The sequence below is a fragment of the Phyllobacterium bourgognense genome, from assembly GCF_003337575.1.
In the GTDB taxonomy this organism is placed as follows: Bacteria; Pseudomonadota; Alphaproteobacteria; order Rhizobiales; family Rhizobiaceae; genus Phyllobacterium; species Phyllobacterium bourgognense.
In genome coordinates this window covers 227340-246110 of record NZ_QPJM01000003.1, presented here as the reverse complement: position 1 = coordinate 246110, position 18771 = coordinate 227340, and the positions used below count along the sequence as shown (strand labels likewise).

At 56.4% G+C, this 18771-nt stretch carries 17 protein-coding genes; 6 read left to right on the top strand and 11 right to left on the bottom strand.

The features are described from left to right. Window positions 1-228: 228 nt before the first annotated feature. The 7 genes from lon to C7476_RS07545 form a co-directional block, all read right to left on the bottom strand. Complete coding sequence (gene lon, locus C7476_RS07575; RefSeq protein WP_114429272.1) at window positions 229-2649, bottom strand: endopeptidase La; 2421 nt, start codon at window positions 2647-2649, stop codon at window positions 229-231. Between the two features lie 334 nt (window positions 2650-2983). Beyond that, window positions 2984-4258, bottom strand: a complete 1275-nt coding sequence (gene clpX / locus C7476_RS07570) for an ATP-dependent Clp protease ATP-binding subunit ClpX (RefSeq protein ID WP_114429271.1) — start codon at window positions 4256-4258, stop codon at window positions 2984-2986. A 210-nt stretch (window positions 4259-4468) separates the two neighbouring features. Beyond that, window positions 4469-5098, bottom strand: coding sequence for an ATP-dependent Clp protease proteolytic subunit (locus C7476_RS07565; protein WP_114429270.1), 630 nt, complete (start codon window positions 5096-5098; stop codon window positions 4469-4471). Window positions 5099-5695: 597 nt separating this feature from the next. Then, window positions 5696-6040, bottom strand: coding sequence for a cupin domain-containing protein (locus C7476_RS07560; RefSeq protein ID WP_114429269.1), 345 nt, complete (start codon window positions 6038-6040; stop codon window positions 5696-5698). Window positions 6041-6044: 4 nt separating this feature from the next. After that, window positions 6045-7331 carry an O-acetylhomoserine aminocarboxypropyltransferase gene (locus tag C7476_RS07555; RefSeq protein ID WP_114429268.1) on the bottom strand — a complete coding sequence of 429 codons (1287 nt, stop codon included), beginning with the start codon at window positions 7329-7331 and terminating at the stop codon, window positions 6045-6047. Window positions 7332-7595: 264 nt separating this feature from the next. Next, entirely contained in the window at window positions 7596-8030 is a 435-nt protein-coding gene (locus C7476_RS07550; protein ID WP_114429267.1) for a CoA-binding protein, read from the bottom strand. A 24-nt stretch (window positions 8031-8054) separates the two neighbouring features. Further along, window positions 8055-8603, bottom strand: coding sequence for a hypothetical protein (locus C7476_RS07545; protein ID WP_114429266.1), 549 nt, complete (start codon window positions 8601-8603; stop codon window positions 8055-8057). 88 nt (window positions 8604-8691) lie between these two features. Here C7476_RS07545 and C7476_RS07540 point away from each other — a divergent pair, with 88 nt between their 5' ends. Beyond that, complete coding sequence (locus C7476_RS07540) at window positions 8692-9129, top strand: PaaI family thioesterase (protein WP_114429265.1); 438 nt, start codon at window positions 8692-8694, stop codon at window positions 9127-9129. 54 nt (window positions 9130-9183) lie between these two features. Here C7476_RS07540 and C7476_RS07535 read toward each other — a convergent pair whose 3' ends face one another. The 3 genes from C7476_RS07535 to C7476_RS07525 all read right to left on the bottom strand — a co-directional run bounded on the left by C7476_RS07535 (window position 9184) and on the right by C7476_RS07525 (window position 12953). After that, on the bottom strand, window positions 9184-9603 hold the full coding sequence (locus tag C7476_RS07535) for a hypothetical protein (RefSeq protein WP_114429264.1): 420 nt from the start codon (window positions 9601-9603) through the stop codon (window positions 9184-9186). Window positions 9604-9613: 10 nt separating this feature from the next. After that, window positions 9614-12406, bottom strand: a complete 2793-nt coding sequence (locus C7476_RS07530) for a S10 family serine carboxypeptidase-like protein (RefSeq protein ID WP_114429263.1) — start codon at window positions 12404-12406, stop codon at window positions 9614-9616. A 115-nt stretch (window positions 12407-12521) separates the two neighbouring features. Beyond that, a complete protein-coding gene (locus C7476_RS07525) occupies window positions 12522-12953 on the bottom strand; it encodes a winged helix-turn-helix transcriptional regulator (RefSeq protein ID WP_114429262.1) in 432 nt (143 codons plus the stop codon). Between the two features lie 89 nt (window positions 12954-13042). Here C7476_RS07525 and C7476_RS07520 point away from each other — a divergent pair, with 89 nt between their 5' ends. Together C7476_RS07520 and C7476_RS07515 are read left to right on the top strand one after the other, a co-directional pair. Beyond that, window positions 13043-13858, top strand: coding sequence for an oxidoreductase (locus C7476_RS07520; protein WP_114429261.1), 816 nt, complete (start codon window positions 13043-13045; stop codon window positions 13856-13858). A gap of 59 nt (window positions 13859-13917) precedes the next feature. Next, window positions 13918-14919, top strand: a complete 1002-nt coding sequence (locus tag C7476_RS07515; RefSeq protein WP_114429260.1) for an NADP-dependent oxidoreductase — start codon at window positions 13918-13920, stop codon at window positions 14917-14919. Between the two features lie 108 nt (window positions 14920-15027). On the opposite strand, the gene C7476_RS07510 is transcribed toward C7476_RS07515, so the two are convergent. After that, on the bottom strand, window positions 15028-15945 hold the full coding sequence (locus C7476_RS07510; RefSeq protein ID WP_114429259.1) for an MBL fold metallo-hydrolase: 918 nt from the start codon (window positions 15943-15945) through the stop codon (window positions 15028-15030). A gap of 518 nt (window positions 15946-16463) precedes the next feature. Here C7476_RS07510 and rplM point away from each other — a divergent pair. The 3 genes from rplM to speB all read left to right on the top strand — a co-directional run bounded on the left by rplM (window position 16464) and on the right by speB (window position 18616). Then, window positions 16464-16928, top strand: a complete 465-nt coding sequence (gene rplM / locus C7476_RS07505) for a 50S ribosomal protein L13 (RefSeq protein WP_112551331.1) — start codon at window positions 16464-16466, stop codon at window positions 16926-16928. Window positions 16929-16930: 2 nt separating this feature from the next. Continuing rightward, window positions 16931-17410, top strand: a complete 480-nt coding sequence (rpsI, locus tag C7476_RS07500; RefSeq protein WP_112530868.1) for a 30S ribosomal protein S9 — start codon at window positions 16931-16933, stop codon at window positions 17408-17410. Between the two features lie 249 nt (window positions 17411-17659). Continuing rightward, a complete protein-coding gene (gene speB, locus C7476_RS07495) occupies window positions 17660-18616 on the top strand; it encodes an agmatinase (RefSeq protein ID WP_114429258.1) in 957 nt (318 codons plus the stop codon). Window positions 18617-18771: the final 155 nt, after the last annotated feature.

The following is an 18771-nucleotide window of genomic DNA, read 5'->3' as shown; positions in this document are numbered from 1 at the left end:
AGAGATTCAAAGCAATATCAATAACCTAGAGCGAATATCACATTCGATTTTTCTTAAAATTCTGTTCGAGTCTCTCATCGCCCACCATTTCCTCATCAATATACATTTTGATATCCGACGCGCAGGCTCGCCACCATAAGCATGTGCCGCGCAGGCGCATCATCAGCGCACTGGTACGAATAAAAAAGGCCGGGCAATTTCTTGCCCGGCCTTTTCCTTCAACGCTGTTTAATGAGCGATCTGAGTGCCCGCTTCATCCTCGACGACCGAAGATGGCACGTGGGCCGGTTCAGTCCATTCGATTGGCTCCGGCTGGCGCACCAGTGCGTGCTTGAGCACTTCATTGGCGTGGCTGACTGGAATGATCTCAAGGCCGTTCTTCACATTGTCCGGAATCTCCACCAGGTCCTTGGCGTTTTCTTCCGGGATCAGAACCGTCTTGATGCCACCGCGCAGCGCAGCGAGCAGCTTCTCCTTCAGACCACCGATGGGCAACACCCTGCCCCGCAGCGTGATCTCGCCGGTCATGGCGATATCCTTGCGGACTGGAATGCCCGTCAGTATCGAGACGATGGCTGTGACCATCGCAACGCCGGCCGATGGACCATCCTTGGGCGTCGCACCTTCCGGCACGTGCACGTGGATGTCGCGACGATCGAACAGTGGCGGCTCGACGCCGAAATCGATGGCACGCGAGCGGACATAGGATGCCGCTGCCGAGATCGATTCCTTCATAACGTCGCGCAGATTGCCTGTTACCGTCATGCGACCCTTACCGGGCATCATGACGCCTTCAATGGTCAGCAACTCGCCGCCCACTTCGGTCCAGGCAAGGCCTGTAACCACGCCAACCTGGTCTTCGCCATCGATCTGTCCAAATCGGAACTTCTCAACCCCGAGATATTCATCGATGTTTGCATCCGTGACCTTCACCGACTTCTTCTGAGTTTTCATGATTTCAGTGACGGCCTTGCGAGCCAGCTTCATCAATTCACGCTCGAGGTTACGAACACCGGCCTCTCGCGTATAGTTGCGAATGATGGCGCGGATCGCGTCTTCGGAGACAGAGAACTCCTTCGGCTGCAATGCATGATCGCGGATGGCCTTTGGCAGCAGGTGCCGCTTGGCGATTTCCAGCTTCTCATCTTCCGTGTAACCGGCAATACGGATGATCTCCATGCGGTCCATCAAGGGACTTGGGATATTCAGCGTATTGGCTGTCGTCACGAACATCACATTCGAAAGGTCATACTCGACCTCAAGATAGTGATCCATGAACGTGGAATTCTGTTCCGGATCGAGCACCTCCAGCAGCGCTGATGACGGATCGCCGCGGAAGTCCTGGCCCATCTTGTCGATCTCATCAAGCAGGAAGAGCGGATTTGACTTCTTCGCCTTCTTCATCGACTGGATGACCTTGCCGGGCATCGAACCGATATAGGTACGGCGGTGACCACGGATCTCGGCCTCGTCACGAACACCGCCAAGCGACATGCGAATATATTCGCGGCCGGTAGCCTTGGCGATCGAACGGGCGAGCGAAGTCTTGCCGACGCCGGGAGGACCGACGAGGCAGAGGATAGGGCCTTTGATCTTGGTCGAACGAGCCTGCACCGCCAAATATTCGACAATGCGGTCCTTGACCTTGTCCAAGCCATAATGCTCGGTATCCAGGACTTCGTCAGCGAGGTTCAGATCGTTCTTGATCTTCGACTTTTTGCCCCACGGAATGGACAGCAGCCAGTCGAGATAGTTACGAACGACAGTCGCCTCGGCGGACATCGGGCTCATCTGACGCAGCTTCTTCAGCTCCGCATTGGCCTTTTCGCGTGCTTCCTTCGATAGCTTCGTCTTCTTGATGCGGTCTTCCAGTTCGGCGGACTCGTCGCGGCCATCTTCGCCATCGCCAAGTTCCTTCTGGATCGCCTTCATCTGCTCGTTCAGATAATATTCGCGCTGCGTCTTCTCCATCTGGCGCTTGACGCGCGAGCGGATACGCTTCTCCACCTGAAGAACGGAGATCTCCGACTCCATGAAGGACATGGCCTTCTCCAACCGCGCACGCACGGAAAGGATCGACAACATATCCTGCTTTTCAGGAATCTTGATCGCAAGATGCGACGCGACTGTATCGGCCAGCTTCGAATAGTCCTCGATCTGTCCGGCGGCGCCAACAACTTCGGGCGAAATCTTCTTGTTCAGTTTTACGTAGTTTTCAAAATCCGACACCACTGAACGGGCTAGTGCCTCGATCTCGACCGGATCTTCTTCCGGTTCTGTAAGCGTCACGGCAGAGGCTTCGTGATAATCCTCGCGTTCGCTGAAACTGGTGATCTCAGCGCGGGCGATACCTTCAACCAATACCTTGACCGTACCGTCTGGCAATTTCAGCAATTGCAGGACGTTGGCAATAGTGCCGACCGTATAGATCGCGTCAGCCTGCGGATCGTCGTCCGCAGCGTTCTTCTGTGTGGCAAGCAGGATTTGCTTGTCGACGCCCATAACTTCCTCAAGCGCGCGAATGGATTTTTCACGGCCAACGAAGAGTGGAACGATCATGTGGGGGAAGACAACAATATCGCGCAACGGCAGAACGGCATAAAGCCCGCTCTCGCCACCCACCGGTGTCTTCTTGCTTGCAACCGTCATTTTATGTCCTTTCTCAGGCCAATCGGCCAGATCGCCACGTCCGGGTACCCTTTAAGCTGCATGGCCAAATCCAAAATCGAGATCCACTTTGGCGGCGCATGCATTGAGCGGCGTACTACCAGTTATGCAGCTTAACACTTACTTGGAGTGGAGGCCCGCTTGTTTCAAGCACCCATGCTCCAAGCTCATTCACAGAATCGTAATCTATCCTGCGCTCACGACAGTCCGAGTGCAATCGCTTGCAATGCCATGCACAGATTTCGACCCTAATACAAAACAGAAAAGCTCCGCGAGACGGGGAGCCTTGCCGTTACAGTGCTCTATTTCCGATGCTTTACGCGGAAACATTGCCTTTTTCTTCCTTACGCTCTGCATAAATATATAGAGGCCTCGAGCTGCCTTCCACGACGTCACCGGAGATCACTACCTCTTGGACGCCATCAAGTGTTGGCAATTCATACATCGTGTCGAGAAGGATCTTCTCCATGATCGATCGCAATCCCCGCGCACCGGTCTTTCGAGCAATTGCCCGCTTGGCAATGGCCTTCAGCGCATCCTCATGGAACGTCAACTCGACGTTTTCCATGTCGAACAGGCGCTGATACTGCTTAACCAGAGCGTTCTTCGGTTCGGACAGAATCTGCACCAGCGCGACCTCATCGAGATCCTCGAGTGTCGCGATAACGGGCAGACGACCAACGAATTCGGGGATAAGACCGAACTTCAGCAGATCTTCTGGCTCAAGTTCGCGGAAGATCGCGCCAACACGACGATCGTCCGGTGCCTTTACCGCAGCGCTGAAGCCAATGGAGGTCTTTTCACCACGAGCCGAGATGATCTTGTCGAGACCGGCGAAAGCGCCACCACAGATGAACAGGATGTTCGTCGTGTCCACCTGCAGGAATTCCTGCTGGGGATGCTTGCGACCACCCTGCGGCGGTACCGAAGCGACGGTGCCTTCCATGATCTTCAACAACGCTTGCTGGACGCCCTCACCCGACACATCACGCGTGATGGACGGGTTGTCCGACTTGCGGCTGATCTTGTCGACTTCATCGATATAGACGATGCCGCGCTGCGCCCGCTCGACGTTGTAGTCTGCCGACTGCAACAGCTTCAAAATGATGTTCTCGACATCCTCGCCGACATAACCGGCTTCCGTCAGCGTCGTCGCGTCTGCCATCGTAAACGGCACGTCGATAATACGGGCAAGGGATTGCGCCAGATAGGTCTTGCCGCAACCGGTAGGCCCAACGAGAAGAATGTTGGACTTCGCCAGTTCGACTTCATTGTTTTTCGATGCGTGGGCCAACCGCTTGTAGTGGTTATGGACCGCGACAGAGAGAACACGCTTGGCATGGTTCTGCCCGATGACATAATCATCGAGAACAGCCATGATTTCCTGCGGCGTCGGGACGCCTTCACGGGATTTCACCATCGAGGATTTATTTTCCTCGCGGATGATGTCCATGCACAATTCGACACATTCATCGCAGATGAAAACAGTCGGGCCCGCAATCAGCTTGCGAACTTCATGCTGGCTCTTCCCGCAAAACGAGCAATATAGCGTATTCTTGGAATCGCCGCCGCCGTTGCTGACTTTGCTCATTGCAGTTTCCTTTCAGTATCGGTCCCGCTCTCCCGGGTCCGCCACTTCCTCCAGGTGGAAGTGAATAGTCATTCGTAGAATAGGCGTCTCTAACTCACCAATGGCTTAACGTAACGTCTGCTCCGCTCTATGCAAGCCGCATATGTGGCAGAAAGTCCGCATCGGGGTCAAAAAAACTTCATTTTCGACCCTGATGCGCGATTTAGCCGGTTACTTAGCATCGCCTTCGAGCACAGCGCGCGATTCTAGCACCTTGTCGATCAGGCCGAACTCGAGTGATTCCTGCGCAGTCATGAAATGATCGCGATCGAGGGTACGTTCAATCGACTCGTAGTCGCGGCCGGTATGCTTGACGTAAATCTCGTTCAGGCGGCGCTTCAACTTGATGATATCCTGGGCATGACGCTCGATATCTGACGCCTGTCCCTGGAAGCCACCTGATGGCTGATGCAGCATGATGCGAGCATTGGGAAGAACGAAACGCATGTCCTTCTCGCCAGCGGTCAGCAGCAGCGACCCCATGGATGCAGCTTGGCCGAAACACAGCGTTGACACGGCTGGGCGGATGAACTGCATGGTGTCGTAGATTGCCATGCCGGAGGTGACGACACCGCCCGGCGAGTTAATATACATGTTGATTTCTTTTTTCGGATTCTCCGATTCAAGGAAAAGCAGCTGCGCGCAGACAAGCGTCGCCATGCCGTCCTCGATCGGTCCGGTTATGAAGATGATGCGTTCTTTCAGCAGGCGCGAAAATATATCATAGGCCCGCTCGCCCCGATTGGTCTGTTCGACGACCATTGGCACGAGATTCATAGCTGTTTCGATAGGGTCTCTCATCGGTGGGCCTCAGCGTTTTGGAGAATAAGGGGCTTAACCACCCCAGATTCGTGGAAGACTAACCGATACATAGGGCGTCGCCACCCGGTTTCGCAAGATGTTCCACACATGAACCTTGCCTGACCCAACGTCCAGACGTAGCGTGGCGTTTTTAGCCATATGTTTCGGAGGCGTATTTTGTTCATTTTCAACTGCAGAAAGTTTGGTTGGTTAGCTTTAGTCTATATAACGCTAAGTAGCTCATTAACGAATGCTAGCGCCCCAGACCCCCACGTGTGGTAACCGGCAAGCAATCAATTCCCTGGACGAAATGTGGTCCGCACTTTACGCCTGTTGGCAACCACCGTCAGGCAGCAACGGGATGTCCATAACATTACGATTTTCATTGCGTCGCGATGGAACTTTGATTGGAAAACCTGTGGCGACCTATTCGAAATTATCTGGCAACGATTTCAAGAAAAGAGTTTTTGTTGCGTCAGTTATAGAGGCGTTGGACAAAGTCGTTCCTCTGCCACTATCCGATAGTATGGGAGGGGCGATTGCTGGACGACCGTTGGCGCTTTTATTCACGTCCACGAGCGAAAGCTGACACTTAGCTTATAACCTGATCACATATTCTTTGCGCGTCGTCTCGAGCACTTCCCAAGTTCCGCGGAAACCGGGACGCAGCACGAAACTGTCGCCCGCCTCGACCTGCCGTTCGTCGCCGCCCTCTTCCGTGATGATGGAGCGCCCAGAAAGGATGTGGCAGAACTCCCATTCATCATAGGCGATGCGCCATTTGCCGGGTGTCGCCTCCCATATCCCCGCATAGATATGGCCTTCCGCCTCCTCGCAATTCCAGGTGCGGAACTGTGGATCGCCAGAAATGACGCGCTCTGGATTCGGCGCGCCATGCTCGGGATCGATATCGCTGAAATCTATTTTAACAAAGCTTTTCATGGAGTTACCCAGCCTTTGCCAGCGCTTGTTCAAGATCGGCGATGATGTCCGCAACATTCTCGATGCCGATCGAAAGCCGCACCACGTCTGGACCAGCGCCAGCCGCGATCTTCTGATCGTCGCTAAGTTGTCGGTGCGTCGTCGAAGCCGGGTGAATCACAAGCGATCGCGTATCGCCGATATTGGCGAGATGCGAAAAGAGCTCCAGATGCTCGACGAGCTTGACGCCGGCGTCGTAGCCACCCTTCAAACCGAAGGTAAAAACTGAGCCCGCACCCCTCGGCGAGTACTTCTGCTGCAGCTCGTTATAGGGATCATCTACCAATCCCGCATAGCTGATCCAACCCACATTATCATTTTGTTTCAACCACTTGGCAACTTCAAGCGCGTTGTCGCAATGGCGCTGCATGCGCAGCGGCAAGGTTTCGATGCCGGTCAGAAGCTGGAAGGCATTGAACGGCGAAAGCGCTGGACCAAGATCACGCAGACCTAGCACGCGGCAGGCGATGGCAAAGGCGAAATTGCCAAAGGTGTCGTGCAAGACCACCCCATTATATTCGGGACGCGGCTGCGACAGCAGCGGGTAGTTTCCAGATTTCGACCAGTCGAAAGTACCGCAATCGACAATGATCCCACCCATGGAATTGCCATGACCGCCGAGAAACTTCGTTGCAGAATGTACAATAATATCAGCACCATAGTCGATCGGACGTATCAGATATGGTGACGCCAGCGTGTTGTCGACGATCAATGGAAGGCCATGCCGATGGGCGATTTTTGCGATAGCTTCGATGTCGGTAATGATGCCGCCGGGGTTGGCGATGCTCTCGATAAAGATAGCGCGGGTCCGGCTATCGATCTGTGCCTCGAATGCTGCGGGATCAGTCCCGTCTGCCCAGCGCACATGCCAGTCGAAGGACTTGAACGACTGGCCAAATTGATTGATGGACCCGCCGTAAAGCTTGTTCGACGCGACAAAGTTATCCCCGGGCTGCATCAATGTGTGGAATATCAGAAATTGTGCCGCGTGACCGGATGCAACCGCCAGTGCGGCTGTTCCGCCTTCAAGTGCTGCGACACGTTCTTCGAGTACCGCATTGGTAGGATTGGTGATTCGGCTGTAGATATTGCCGAAAGCCTTCAGGCCAAACAGGGACGCCGCATGCTCCGCGTCATCGAAGACGAACGCCGTCGTTTGATAGATCGGCGTCACCCGCGCGCCCGTTTCAGGGTCAGGTCTGGCGCCGGCGTGGACCGCCAATGTTTCGATTCCGGGGGCCCGATGCGCCATGTTTGTGCTCCTGTTGCCAGCCTTCCTGCAAGGCTATGGGATTGTGATGCTGGGGCCAAGAGCGCATTTTCGCAACCAAGGACAATCCAATTACAGCTGGCGATTGAGATTCTTGTGCCAGTTTCGGGGTTTCGTGCATAGGAATCGACACTTCTTGCATCAGAATCGCCGATAATCGTGCAACTCTTATACCGGAACGGCACCCAGGCATTTCATTCTTAGTGCCCGACGAAAATGAATCTGCGCCGGCGGGAAAATCCCGTCCTAGACGCGCATGCCAAGCCGGGGAATTTCGATGGCCGGGCACCTGTTCATGACGACCTGGATTCCGGCTGCTTCCGCCTTGCGCGCTGCAGCCTCGTCCCAAACACCGAGTTGAGTCCAGATCACCCGCGGCAGCGGTTCGAGTGCCAGCACCTCATCGACCACACCCGGAACGGCAAGAGAGTTGCGGAAGACATCCACCATGTCGATCGGCTCAGGAATGTCGGCGAGCCGCGCATAGACCTGTTGGCCGAGAATGGTCTTTCGCGCCTGCCCCGGATTGACGGGTATGACGTGATATCCCTGGCCGAGAAGAAATCTCATCACAGAAAAACTCGGCCGTGTTTCATTGGGCGAAGCACCGGTCAAGGCTATGGTTTTGACCGAAGACAGAATCTCGCGAATATAGTCGTCGGAATAGTAGTGTTCCTGCATCGGCACACATGTCCTGTTCTGCGTTTATCCGGGCGGCGCCGCCCAAAGTTCATAGAATGGTTTCAGCGTGCGCAAATGCTTCTGGACAATCGCCATGTTCTCGGGCGTGGGTTTTGCATTCTCAACCTTGGCAAGCCCGGCTTTCAATCCCGCGATCATATCGGCCTTTTCCTGATCGGAAAGATTTGGCATGGAAGGAATTGCGGCGATCGCTTTGTCCACTTCGGCGCGGGGATCGGGGTTGGTCGCCCAATGATAGGTCACCATGATCGTATTGGTCGTATTCACCCAATCCGAGAAGCTGGCAAAACCATATTCTGCAGCTTTCACATCGAGAACCACCGTTCGCTCGGCGGCCTCCCCCCTGCCGTCCACTTCGCGTACTGTCGCAGCCACCGGCGCAAAACCAAAAAGGAAACGTTTGATCGTATCCTCAGTCAGAGACACCGGCTGCTCCGGCAGACTGAACGTCTGAACAGCTTGTATCGGGGTTGGTGTCGTCTGTGTCGCGATAGTTCCCGCATAGGCAAGTGCGAAAACGCAGCATGCTGCGACCAGTCCAGGCGGTTTCATAACGTCCTCCGTCTTGAAAAGACGATGCAGAAATAGGAGCGGCGAATTTAACATTTAAGTGTAAAGAAAAAACAGCAAGGGATGGATTATGGCTATAGCGATGGACGTTGAGGCGTTGACTTCCTTTCTGGAACGCGAATTTCCACAGGTTAACGCGGAAGGAATGGCCTTCACGGTGACTGACGCCGGCGACGGTTATGTGTCGATGCGGCTCGATCCGTCAGACCGGCATTTGCGGCCGGGCGGGACGGTCTCCGGGCCAACATTGTTCGCGCTGGCCGATATCGCCGCCTATGTCGCGATCCTCGCGCAGATCGGTCCGGTGGCCCTCGCCGTGACAACAAACCTCAATATCAATTTCCTGCGCAAACCGGAATCGGGACCTGTCGATGCCAAAGCAACGATTCTCAAACTCGGCAAGCGTCTGGCCGTTGTCGAGATTTCCATGACCAGCGGTTCAACAAGCGAACTCGTAGCGCATGCAACGGCAACCTATTCGATCCCGCCGCACGCGCCTTCGCAATAAGCTACTCTTCACCAAACAAGTTTGTCTTCACCCGACTCCCGCCTGCCTGGCTGTCTACTCCACGACCTGCACCTTTGCCGCAGCCCTTGCTCTGGCGGCAGGCAGAGGCGAACGGCCATCGAAGAAGGTCTGGATTTCATCGAAACTGGCATAGCCGTCATGATTGCCGTCGATCTCGGCGAAGTGATCGGCGATGACACCCCAACTGGCATCGCTGGCGCCTTGAACAGTCAAACTATTTGTTCCGCGCGCCGCCTCATTGAACTTCTTCTGTAATTTTTGATCGACCGCCGACTGGACACTTTCCTCGCTCAAGGGAGGCGCGTCTGGATCGGCGGGTGGCACAAAGAAGCCATCGGCAATATCGACGATGGAGGCCCATCCAGGATGCAGAGCGCTTTCGCTGAGGGGCATGGCCATCGCGGGGGCCGAGCCGAGAGCCAGAAGAGCGACAACTATTGAAAGATTTTTCATCGGTGTAATCCTAGTGAAGTGTCAGTGCGGGTACAGCCGCAGCGGGTGGGGTCGCTGGTGCACCAGTTGCACGAACCGGCGGTGCGATGGCAACGGGCGGCGCCTTGTAGAAATCGGCGACATCCGTTTTCAAGGCAACGCGCGCATCGTCGGAATAATAGATCATATGCCCGCCATGGTAATTCTTGACCGGAATGCGATCTTTCAATCTGCTTTTCACAAGGTTCCATTCAGTGGCGTAAAAAGGCGTGACCGTATCGTAATAGCCATGCACGGCCAGATACTTGACGGAAGGGTCGGCCGCCAGCGCAGTAGCAATATCGGGTAAGGTGGTAGTAGTGGTACGCTCCTCCTTCGTGCCACTTTTCCATATCCACTGGCCGTTGATGCCATCAGCATCAAGCCGGAGCTGCTGGTAATAGGATCCGTTGGTATAATTGAGATATTCGGTCAGATAGCGTGTAAAGACGTTGTGAAATGCCTTGTGTTCGTAAAAATTAAAATCATAGGGCTTGTACGTGTCGAAATCCCATTCTTCGCCACCCTTCACATGCATCCGGCTGTCGTAGATATTGAGCCTGTAGCCTGGCTTGAACGATCCCATGAACGATCCGTAGTAGTCAGTGCTTTCGAAAAACCTGGCCGGTACAATTGAGAAGGGCATTATCATCAAGCGTTTCCATGCGGCTGCTGCAACTCCGGTATAAGCCTCAGCACTTTCAAAATGGGCGCGACCTTCGCTACTTTCAGCGTAGCTATCCCAGGACGCTTTAAGAGACGGAACCAGCAACGGCAGCATGAACCGCCGAACTACGGGAAGATGTTTCTCGAGGGTGAATTCTCGCAAGTTATCGAGGTAGGGTGGAGCAATATCCAGCTTCGTGCCCGTATCTGCTGCGGCATAGGCTTTGTGCGTCATGGCATAGGTTGGAAACAACGTCCAGCATGCGGGGCCGGCGTACTGTTCGCACATTGTGCCATAATCAAACACAGGCGAGTGAAAGACCGAACCGCTCAAGGCAATGGTCTTTTTGCCGAATGGGTCCGGATCATAAGCCCCTGTACCCGCTTCTACCATCATTCTGGACAGGATTGGTGCGCGAATGCCACCGCCATAGGATTCGCCATAAAGATATTTGGGCGACGATTGGCGCTGGTTCAAATTGACATAGTGTTTGATGTATTGAAACAGGACATCCGCATCCACCTGCACACCCCAGAAATCCTTGTTCACATGGGGTGCAATGGCCTGCGAATAGCCAGTTCCGGGCGGATCGATAAAGACCAGGTCGGTTTCGTCGAGCAGCGATTCCGCGTTGTCGGTCAGCGGCAGGTTCTCCGGCTGCTTCTCGGCAGCATCGGGAGCGACGGCAGGGCTGTTCATCTCAATGCGTTGTGGCCCCCAGGCCGCCATATGCAGCCAGATCGAGGACGAGCCCGGCCCGCCGTTGAAGACGAAAGTAACGGGGCGGTTTTCACGCGGCAGATCGTCGCGCGTATAGGCAGTATAGAAAATCGACGCCTGCGCATCCGTGTTGTCCTTCGGCGCATAGGCGATCAGATGACCGGTACTGGCGGTAAACCAGAAGGTCTTGCCATCGAGCGTCATCTTGTGCCGCTTGACTGCGGGCCTCTCATCGACATCTTTCGGATCAAGTGATGCGGACTTGCCGTCGTCATATTTTGTCTTGTCCTGCAGCACATAATCTGCCGGCGCATAAAGCGTATACGCTTCCTCGTCCATGCCGGCGCGGCTGTACATATCTGCTGCCTCCTCGCGCATGCCGGCCGCCTTGAACATATCTGCAGCGTCCGGAGCCATTCCCGCCTCCTTGAACGCAAGCGCTGCTTCGGCAAATTTCTCCTGCGCCTTCAGATCCAGCCCCTTGGCCCGCGCGGTTTGCAGCCGAAGCGTCTCGGTCAAACCGTTTATCGCCTTGGTCAGCCCGGCGATTTCATCCCTGGCCTTGGCGATCTTGCCGGCCTGCGTGCCGTCGCCTTCCAGTGCCGCCAGCTCGGCTTTGGCGGTTGCGATGCTCTCCTCGAGGGTTTTCAGTCTGGCTTGCGTTGCGGCGATCTCGCCGGGGTTCTTGTCAGTGCCGTCACCCTTCAACTTTGCCAGTCGCCGCTCTGCATCGTCCAGGATTCCGGCGATCTTGCTGGCATCCTCCGTCAGCCCGGTGAGTTTGATTCCGGCCTTCTGGATCGCGCCGGAATCGTCCGTTGAATCGAGCGCCGCCAGAAGTCTGGTGAGCTTGGCGATCCCCGGCTCGTCGGCCGTACCCTCGCCCGTCAGCGCCGCTAGCCGGCCCTGCGCATTGCCGAGAACCGTCGTCGCGTTCTGAAGCTCTTTTTTGAGATCATCGAGCCGCTTTTCCGCCCCGGTAATCGTTGCAGGGTCCGCCTTTTCGCCGATCAATCTGGCAAGGCCATCCGTGGCCCTGGCGATCTCGCCGGGGTTTCCTGCGCCATCGCCGGAGAGGCGCAGGATCGTTGCACTTGCGGAGTTTGCGCTATCGCCAAGGCCTTTGACCTGCGCGGCGAGCGCATCGATTTGGGCCGTGACCGCACCAATCCCGGCATCGGTGGAGCCGATCCGGCCGTTGAGCTGGTCGAACTTCGCATCGGATTCGGCAAGCTTTGCGTTGAGGCTGGCAACCTTGTCGCCAAGCGCGGCAAGCTGCGCATTGGCAGCATCGGCAAATGTGCTGTCGGACGTCTGCACCGGCGGTGCAGACGAGTCGGAACTATCGCAGGCGGCAAGAGCAATGACCGGGACAAGCAATAAATATCTGAAATTCATCGGGCGCAAATTCCTTTTGGGATAATGCTCCCAATCTCTGCAGCCCGCTGCGGATTGACAATTCGTCTAAAGTTTAATCACCGCGCCAAATTGCACATTTTTTAACATGAACTGGCTACTCGGCTGCGGCGATGCGAATGGCACGCGTTCCGACCGGAGCGCCGGTCCCGCGGTCGATGGTGACCGGATCGATCTCCGTTCCGGTCTCGGCGTCGAAGAACCGGGTCACCTCGCCCCCGCCACGATGCTTGCGTCCCCACGCGCCAATCGCAAACAGGACCGGCAGAAAGTCGCGGCCGGCTTCCGTCAGCACATATTCGTCCCGTGGCGGACGATCGGAATAGCGGCGTTTTTCCAGTAGTCCGTCCTCAGTCAGAGCTGAAAGTCGCGCCGTCAGCATCGTCGGCGCGATCTTGAGGCTCTTGCGGAATTCATCAAAGCGAGTGAGGCCCGCATGGGCATCCCGCATGATCAGCATACTCCATGCATCCCCCACAAGCGCGAGGCTCCGGGCGATCAGGCATGGCTGGTCTGAAAGATTTTTCATGTCGATATCTTTTTGATAGTGACTTACTACTAAATTCATAGTAACTGATTATGCATAGATGTTCCACGACAAAATGAAAGAAAAAGGCAATGAGCAAGACACACCCCCGCATCGCCCTCATAACGGGCGCTTCCTCCGGCATCGGGCTGGTAACGGCAAAAGCGCTGCGGCGCGATGGCTATCGCGTATTCGGCACAAGCCGGAAACCGATGTCCGATACCCCGGAGGGGATCACGATGCTGATCTGCGATGTAACCGATGACGCATCGGTACAGGCGGTGGTCGATGACGTTTTAAGCCGCACCGGGCATATCGATCTACTGGTCAACAATGCCGGGATCGGGCTGCTCGGCGGCGCTGAAGAGTCTTCGGCAGCTCAGGCGAAAGCTGTGTTCGACGTGAACGTGTTCGGCGTCCTGCGAATGACGAATGCAGTCCTGCCCGTGATGCGACGCCAGCAGAAGGGGCGAATTATCAACCTGAGTTCGATACTCGGGCTCATTCCCGCTCCTTACAATGCCCTCTACGCATCGACCAAACACGCTATCGAGGGCTATTCGGAATCTCTCGACCACGAAGTCCGAACCCAGGGCATCCGCGTTGTGCTTGTCGAGCCAGGTGCGACCCGCACATCCTTCGAAGAGAACATCACCCGACCGGACCAGCCGCTTCCCGTCTATGAGACCATTCGCGCCTACGCGGAGCAGCAGATGCGCGACGTCATCGAAAAGGGTGACGCGCCCGAGGTGGTCGCCGCAGCGGTGGTAAGGGCCGCCAATGCGATATCGCCCAAAAGACGCTACACTGCAGGCAAAGCAGCGGCGCAAGTCCGGTTTATACGCCGCTTCCTGCCGGAGTCTTTCGTAGACAAGAACTTGCGGAAATTCAGCCGGCTTCCTGCGTGAGTGCGGACAGCGTCGCTATTCGGCTTCGCCCGCTTATTTCGAGACGAAAGTTAGTTCCTATGAAATCCTTCCTGATCGATCGCTATGTGAAAGGCGGGACACTGCGTTTCACGGAAAGTCCGGAGCCGGAGCTGCGGGACAATGACGTGATGGTGGAGATTCACGCCGCCAGTGTGAATGTTCTGGACACCAAGATCAGAGATGGAGAGTTCAAGCTCATCCTGCCATACCGCCTTCCGCTGATCCTCGGCAATGATGTCGCGGGCGTCGTCGTCCGGGTCGGCGCCAATGTCCGGCGGTTCAAGCCCGGTGACGAGGTCTATGCACGCCCGGCGCAGGATCGCATCGGGACATTTGCCGAATATATCGCCATGGACGAGGCAGATGTGGCGATGAAGCCGAACAACCTGACCATGGAAGAGGCCGCGTCCATTCCGCTTGTCGCGCTGACAGCTTGGCAGGTTCTTGTCGAGCGGGCCAATTTGCAGAAGGGGCATAAGGTCCTGATCCATGCGGGCTCGGGCGGCGTGGGCACGATCGCGATCCAGCTCGCCAAATATCTCGGGGCATATGTGGCGACGACCACAAGCACGGTAAATATCGATCTCGTCAAGAATCTCGGCGCAGATGTCGTGATCGACTACAAGAAAGAGAACTTCGAGGAAATCCTGCAGGATTACGACGTCGTACTGAACAGCCTCGGCCCGGATACGCTGAAGAAATCCCTTGGCGTGTTGAAGCCGGGCGGGAAGCTGATCTCGATTTCCGGTCCGCCGGACCCGGATTTCGCAAAGGAGAACGGTTTCGGCTGGCCGCTTCGACTGATCATGCGGCTGCTGAGTTTCGGTATCAGGAGAAAATCGAAACGCCGGGGCGTCAGCTATTCGTTCCTCTTCATGACAGCCAACGGCGCGCAGCTTGGTCAGATCACCTCACTGATCGAGGCAGGTGCCCTTCGACCGGTGATGGATCGGGTCTTCCCGTTCGAGAAGACCAATGAAGCGCTGGAGTACGTCGAAACGGGTCGTGCGAAGGGGAAGGTTGTCGTCGCTGTGAAGTGACGTCTGCGAAGGTTTTGCGTCTGCGAAGCCTGGTCCAAAGTGGGACCAGGGCGTGAACTCGTTAACGTTATGAGGTCGCGCCCTGGTGAGGCCTAACCCAACAAGCGGTCAGTAGTCCCAGAAGATCGGCACCCACCGAAAGGCGTCGCCTTCAACCGCCACATGGCCGACCGATGGGAATGGCAGGTGAGTGGCCACCAGGAGCTCGCCGTTCGCCGACAGCTCCTTCAAAAGACGGACGCGAACGCGGGCAGCCTCCTCGGGGTCATGTTCGAAGCCGTTGAACCAGTCGGGATGCTCGAACCCGACCGCGAACACGGCGTCGCCGGCGAACATCAGCCGGTCGCCGCCGGACGCGAGGCGCACCACGCTGTGCCCGGGTGTATGGCCGCCGGTGCGGGTGACTACCACCCCCGGCGCAACCTCGTACTCTTCCTCGAACGTCTGCAGATTACTGCGGTACTCTTCCGCGAACCGCTTGGCGGCCGCCCGAAGTGCGTCCGGGAACCCCTGCGGCATGGACACATGAGAGAAATCGGGATGTGTCCAGAACTCGACCTCGGCGGCGGCCACGTGGATTTTCAGGTCAGGACGCAGCTGCTCCTTCACCCCGTCGACGAGCAGCATGCCAATGTGGTCCATATGCATATGGGTAAGCACCACGTCGGTCACCGACGCAAGATCGATGCCAGCGGCCTCCAGCCGATGGGCCAACTGCCCGGCCCGCGGCAAGTTCAATTTCGGGTCCTCCCCCAGCCCGGCATCGATGAGGATGGTCTTGCCGCCGCTACGCACCACGACCACGTTCAGCCCCCAATCAAGCGTGTCCGTCGGCAGGAAATTATAATCCAGCCAGGCCGCCCGTTCGGCGGCATCGGCGTTGTGGCCCAGCATCTTGCCCGGTAACGGTAGTACCCCGTCGCTGACCACCATTACGTCAATCTCGCCGATCTTCAACGCGTAGCGCGACGGAACCAGCTCGTCTGGGGCCGATCTTGCGGGGTGTGAAGTTTGTTGCAGGTTCATGTTTGCCTCCTGTGTTTGCTGACCGCCGCCTTACACACGGCGTCGACGAAGCTACGTTGAGGCGAGTTCGTGGTAAATTGGGGTCGAGGCATAGGGCGAGCCATACCACGGTATAGGTCTTGCCATTCAGGCTGAAGGAGCGTCCAATAACCGGAGTGGATGCCGAGGATGGGCCGCGGCAACGTTTTCGAACAGATATCGTTAGAATGGTTTATCCGGCGGGCGTGTGATCGATCGGGGTTCTGCATGGGCTGACCAAGCCGATTCCGTCGCAGAACACTATCAAAAAGGTGTGGTAATATAATACCTTTTCAATAAGCGTTTGTATTTGCTATATTATTTATAATGCGTGGTGAAAATGGTCACTTGACGCGAGCGCCTGGCCCCTTTATTGAAACCCTCGACTGCGGTGGGGTTTCCCGCCGTTTTTCATTGTTATGCGGGAATTCAAGCTTCCGCATAACCCAAGCAACAAGAAAAGCCTTCTTTTATGAAGGATGATCTCAAGGACGAACACAATGGCTACCTTCACACAGAAGCCGGCAGATGTGACGAAAAAGTGGATCCTGATCGACGCCGAAGGTCTCGTCGTCGGCCGTCTTGCTTCCATCGTCGCCAACATCCTGCGCGGCAAGCACAAAGCAACCTTCACCCCGCACGTGGACGATGGCGACAATGTCATCATCATCAACGCCGACAAGGTTGCGCTCACCGGTAAGAAGTTTACCGACAAGGTTTATTACTGGCACACCGGCCATCCCGGCGGCATCAAGGAACGCACTGCCCGTCAGCTGCTCGAAGGCCGTTTTCCGGAACGCGTCGTTGAGAAGGCTGTCGAGCGCATGGTTCCCCGTGGCCCGCTCGGCCGTCGCCAGATGAAGAACCTGCGCGTTTACGCCGGTTCCAACCACCCACATGAAGCTCAGGCACCTGAAGTCCTCGACGTTGGCGCGCTGAATTCCAAGAACAAAAGGAGCGCATAAGAATGGCTGAGCTCAACTCGCTCGCAGAACTCGGTACTTCTGCAGTCGCCCCGACGCAGGCCGCTGCACCGGTTCATGTCCAGAAGCTCGATGCCAAGGGCCGTGCTTACGCAACCGGCAAGCGCAAGGATGCGGTCGCCCGCGTCTGGATCAAGCCAGGTTCCGGCAAGATCGTCATCAACGAAAAGGAATACGGCAAGTATTTCGCCCGTCCGGTTCTGCAGATGATCCTGCAGCAGCCGATCGTTGCTGCCAACCGCGCCGGCCAGTACGACGTTATCGCTACCGTTGCCGGTGGTGGTCTGTCCGGTCAGGCTGGTGCCGTTCGTCACGGCATCTCCAAGGCCCTCACCTATTTCGAACCTGCACTGCGCGGCGTTCTGAAAAAGGGCGGCTTCCTGACACGCGACAGCCGCGTCGTCGAACGCAAGAAGTACGGCAAGGCGAAAGCCCGTCGCTCGTTCCAGTTCTCGAAGCGCTAATATCGCTTTATATGGACACGAACAAAAAGCGGGCCTTCGGGTCCGCTTTTTTGTTGCGCCGATGCAAGTTTACGGTAGCTTCGCCGCCGTGCGTGGTTCGACAAGCTCACCATGAGGGAGTTGGGCTGATTGCAACGATAGTCGCCAACGTTGCATCTCTTGGCTCCCTGCAATCAATGAGCTCCCTCATGGTGAGCTTGTCGAACCACGCACAGCTGAAGATGCAGGAATCCCCGGAGCAGAAATCCAATGCCATCGAAGTCCATCGATCACGCCTTTACAGCGCGCAATCTGACCAGCGCGGCGACTGATCCAACCCATGCGGGCGCCCTCTCCTTCATGCGCCGCCGCTATACGAAGAATCTGAACGGTGCAGAAGCTGTGGTTTGGGGCATTCCGTTCGACGCTGCCGTTTCCAACCGTCCAGGCGCGCGGTTTGGCCCGCAGGCGATACGGCGGGCGTCGGCGATCTTCGACAACGATCCGCAATATCCGTTCCAGCGCGACCTGTTCGCCGATTTGGCGGTGATCGACTACGGCGATTGCCTGCTTGACTACGGCAATCACCAGAAAACCCCGGCGACGATCGAGCGGGAAGCTGCAAAGATCATCAAATCCGGCGCGTTCCTGCTTTCGCTCGGCGGCGACCATTTCGTGACGTGGCCGATTCTCAAGGCGCATGCGGCAAAGCATGGTCCCGTAGCGCTGGTGCAGTTCGATGCGCATCAGGACACCTGGTACGATGACAACAAGCGCATCGACCATGGATCGTTCGTCGGCCGTGCAGCCCGCGATGGCGTCATCGATCCTGCTCATTCGATCCAGGTCGGCATCCGCACCCACGCTCCCGACGATTGCGGTCTGAAGATCGTTTATGGCTACGAGGTTGAGGAAATGTCCGCAGCGGACATTGCGAAACAGATCATTGCCCGGACAGCGGGCAGGAAGGTGTATCTGACCTTCGACATCGATTGTCTCGATCCGGCCTTCGCGCCGGGGACCGGAACACCGGTCGCCGGCGGGCCCTCCTCCGCAAAGATACTCTCGGTGCTGCGGCATCTGACGGAACTGAACATTGTCGGCGCCGACGTCGTTGAGGTTGCGCCCGCCTATGACCATGCGGACGTGACGGCGATCGCAGGTGCCACAATCGCGATGTATTATCTGGGTATACTGGCAGAGAAAAAGGCCAACCAAAAACTATGATGATCCTGGCAATGCTGCTGTGCGTGGTTCGACAAGCTCACCATGAGGGAGGTTGGTTGACTGCAGGGAACTACCTTGCAACGGTATCACCCTCATTTGGGAGATTGGTGGTTATCTTGCAACCCACCGTTCTCCCTCATGGTGAGCTTGTCGAA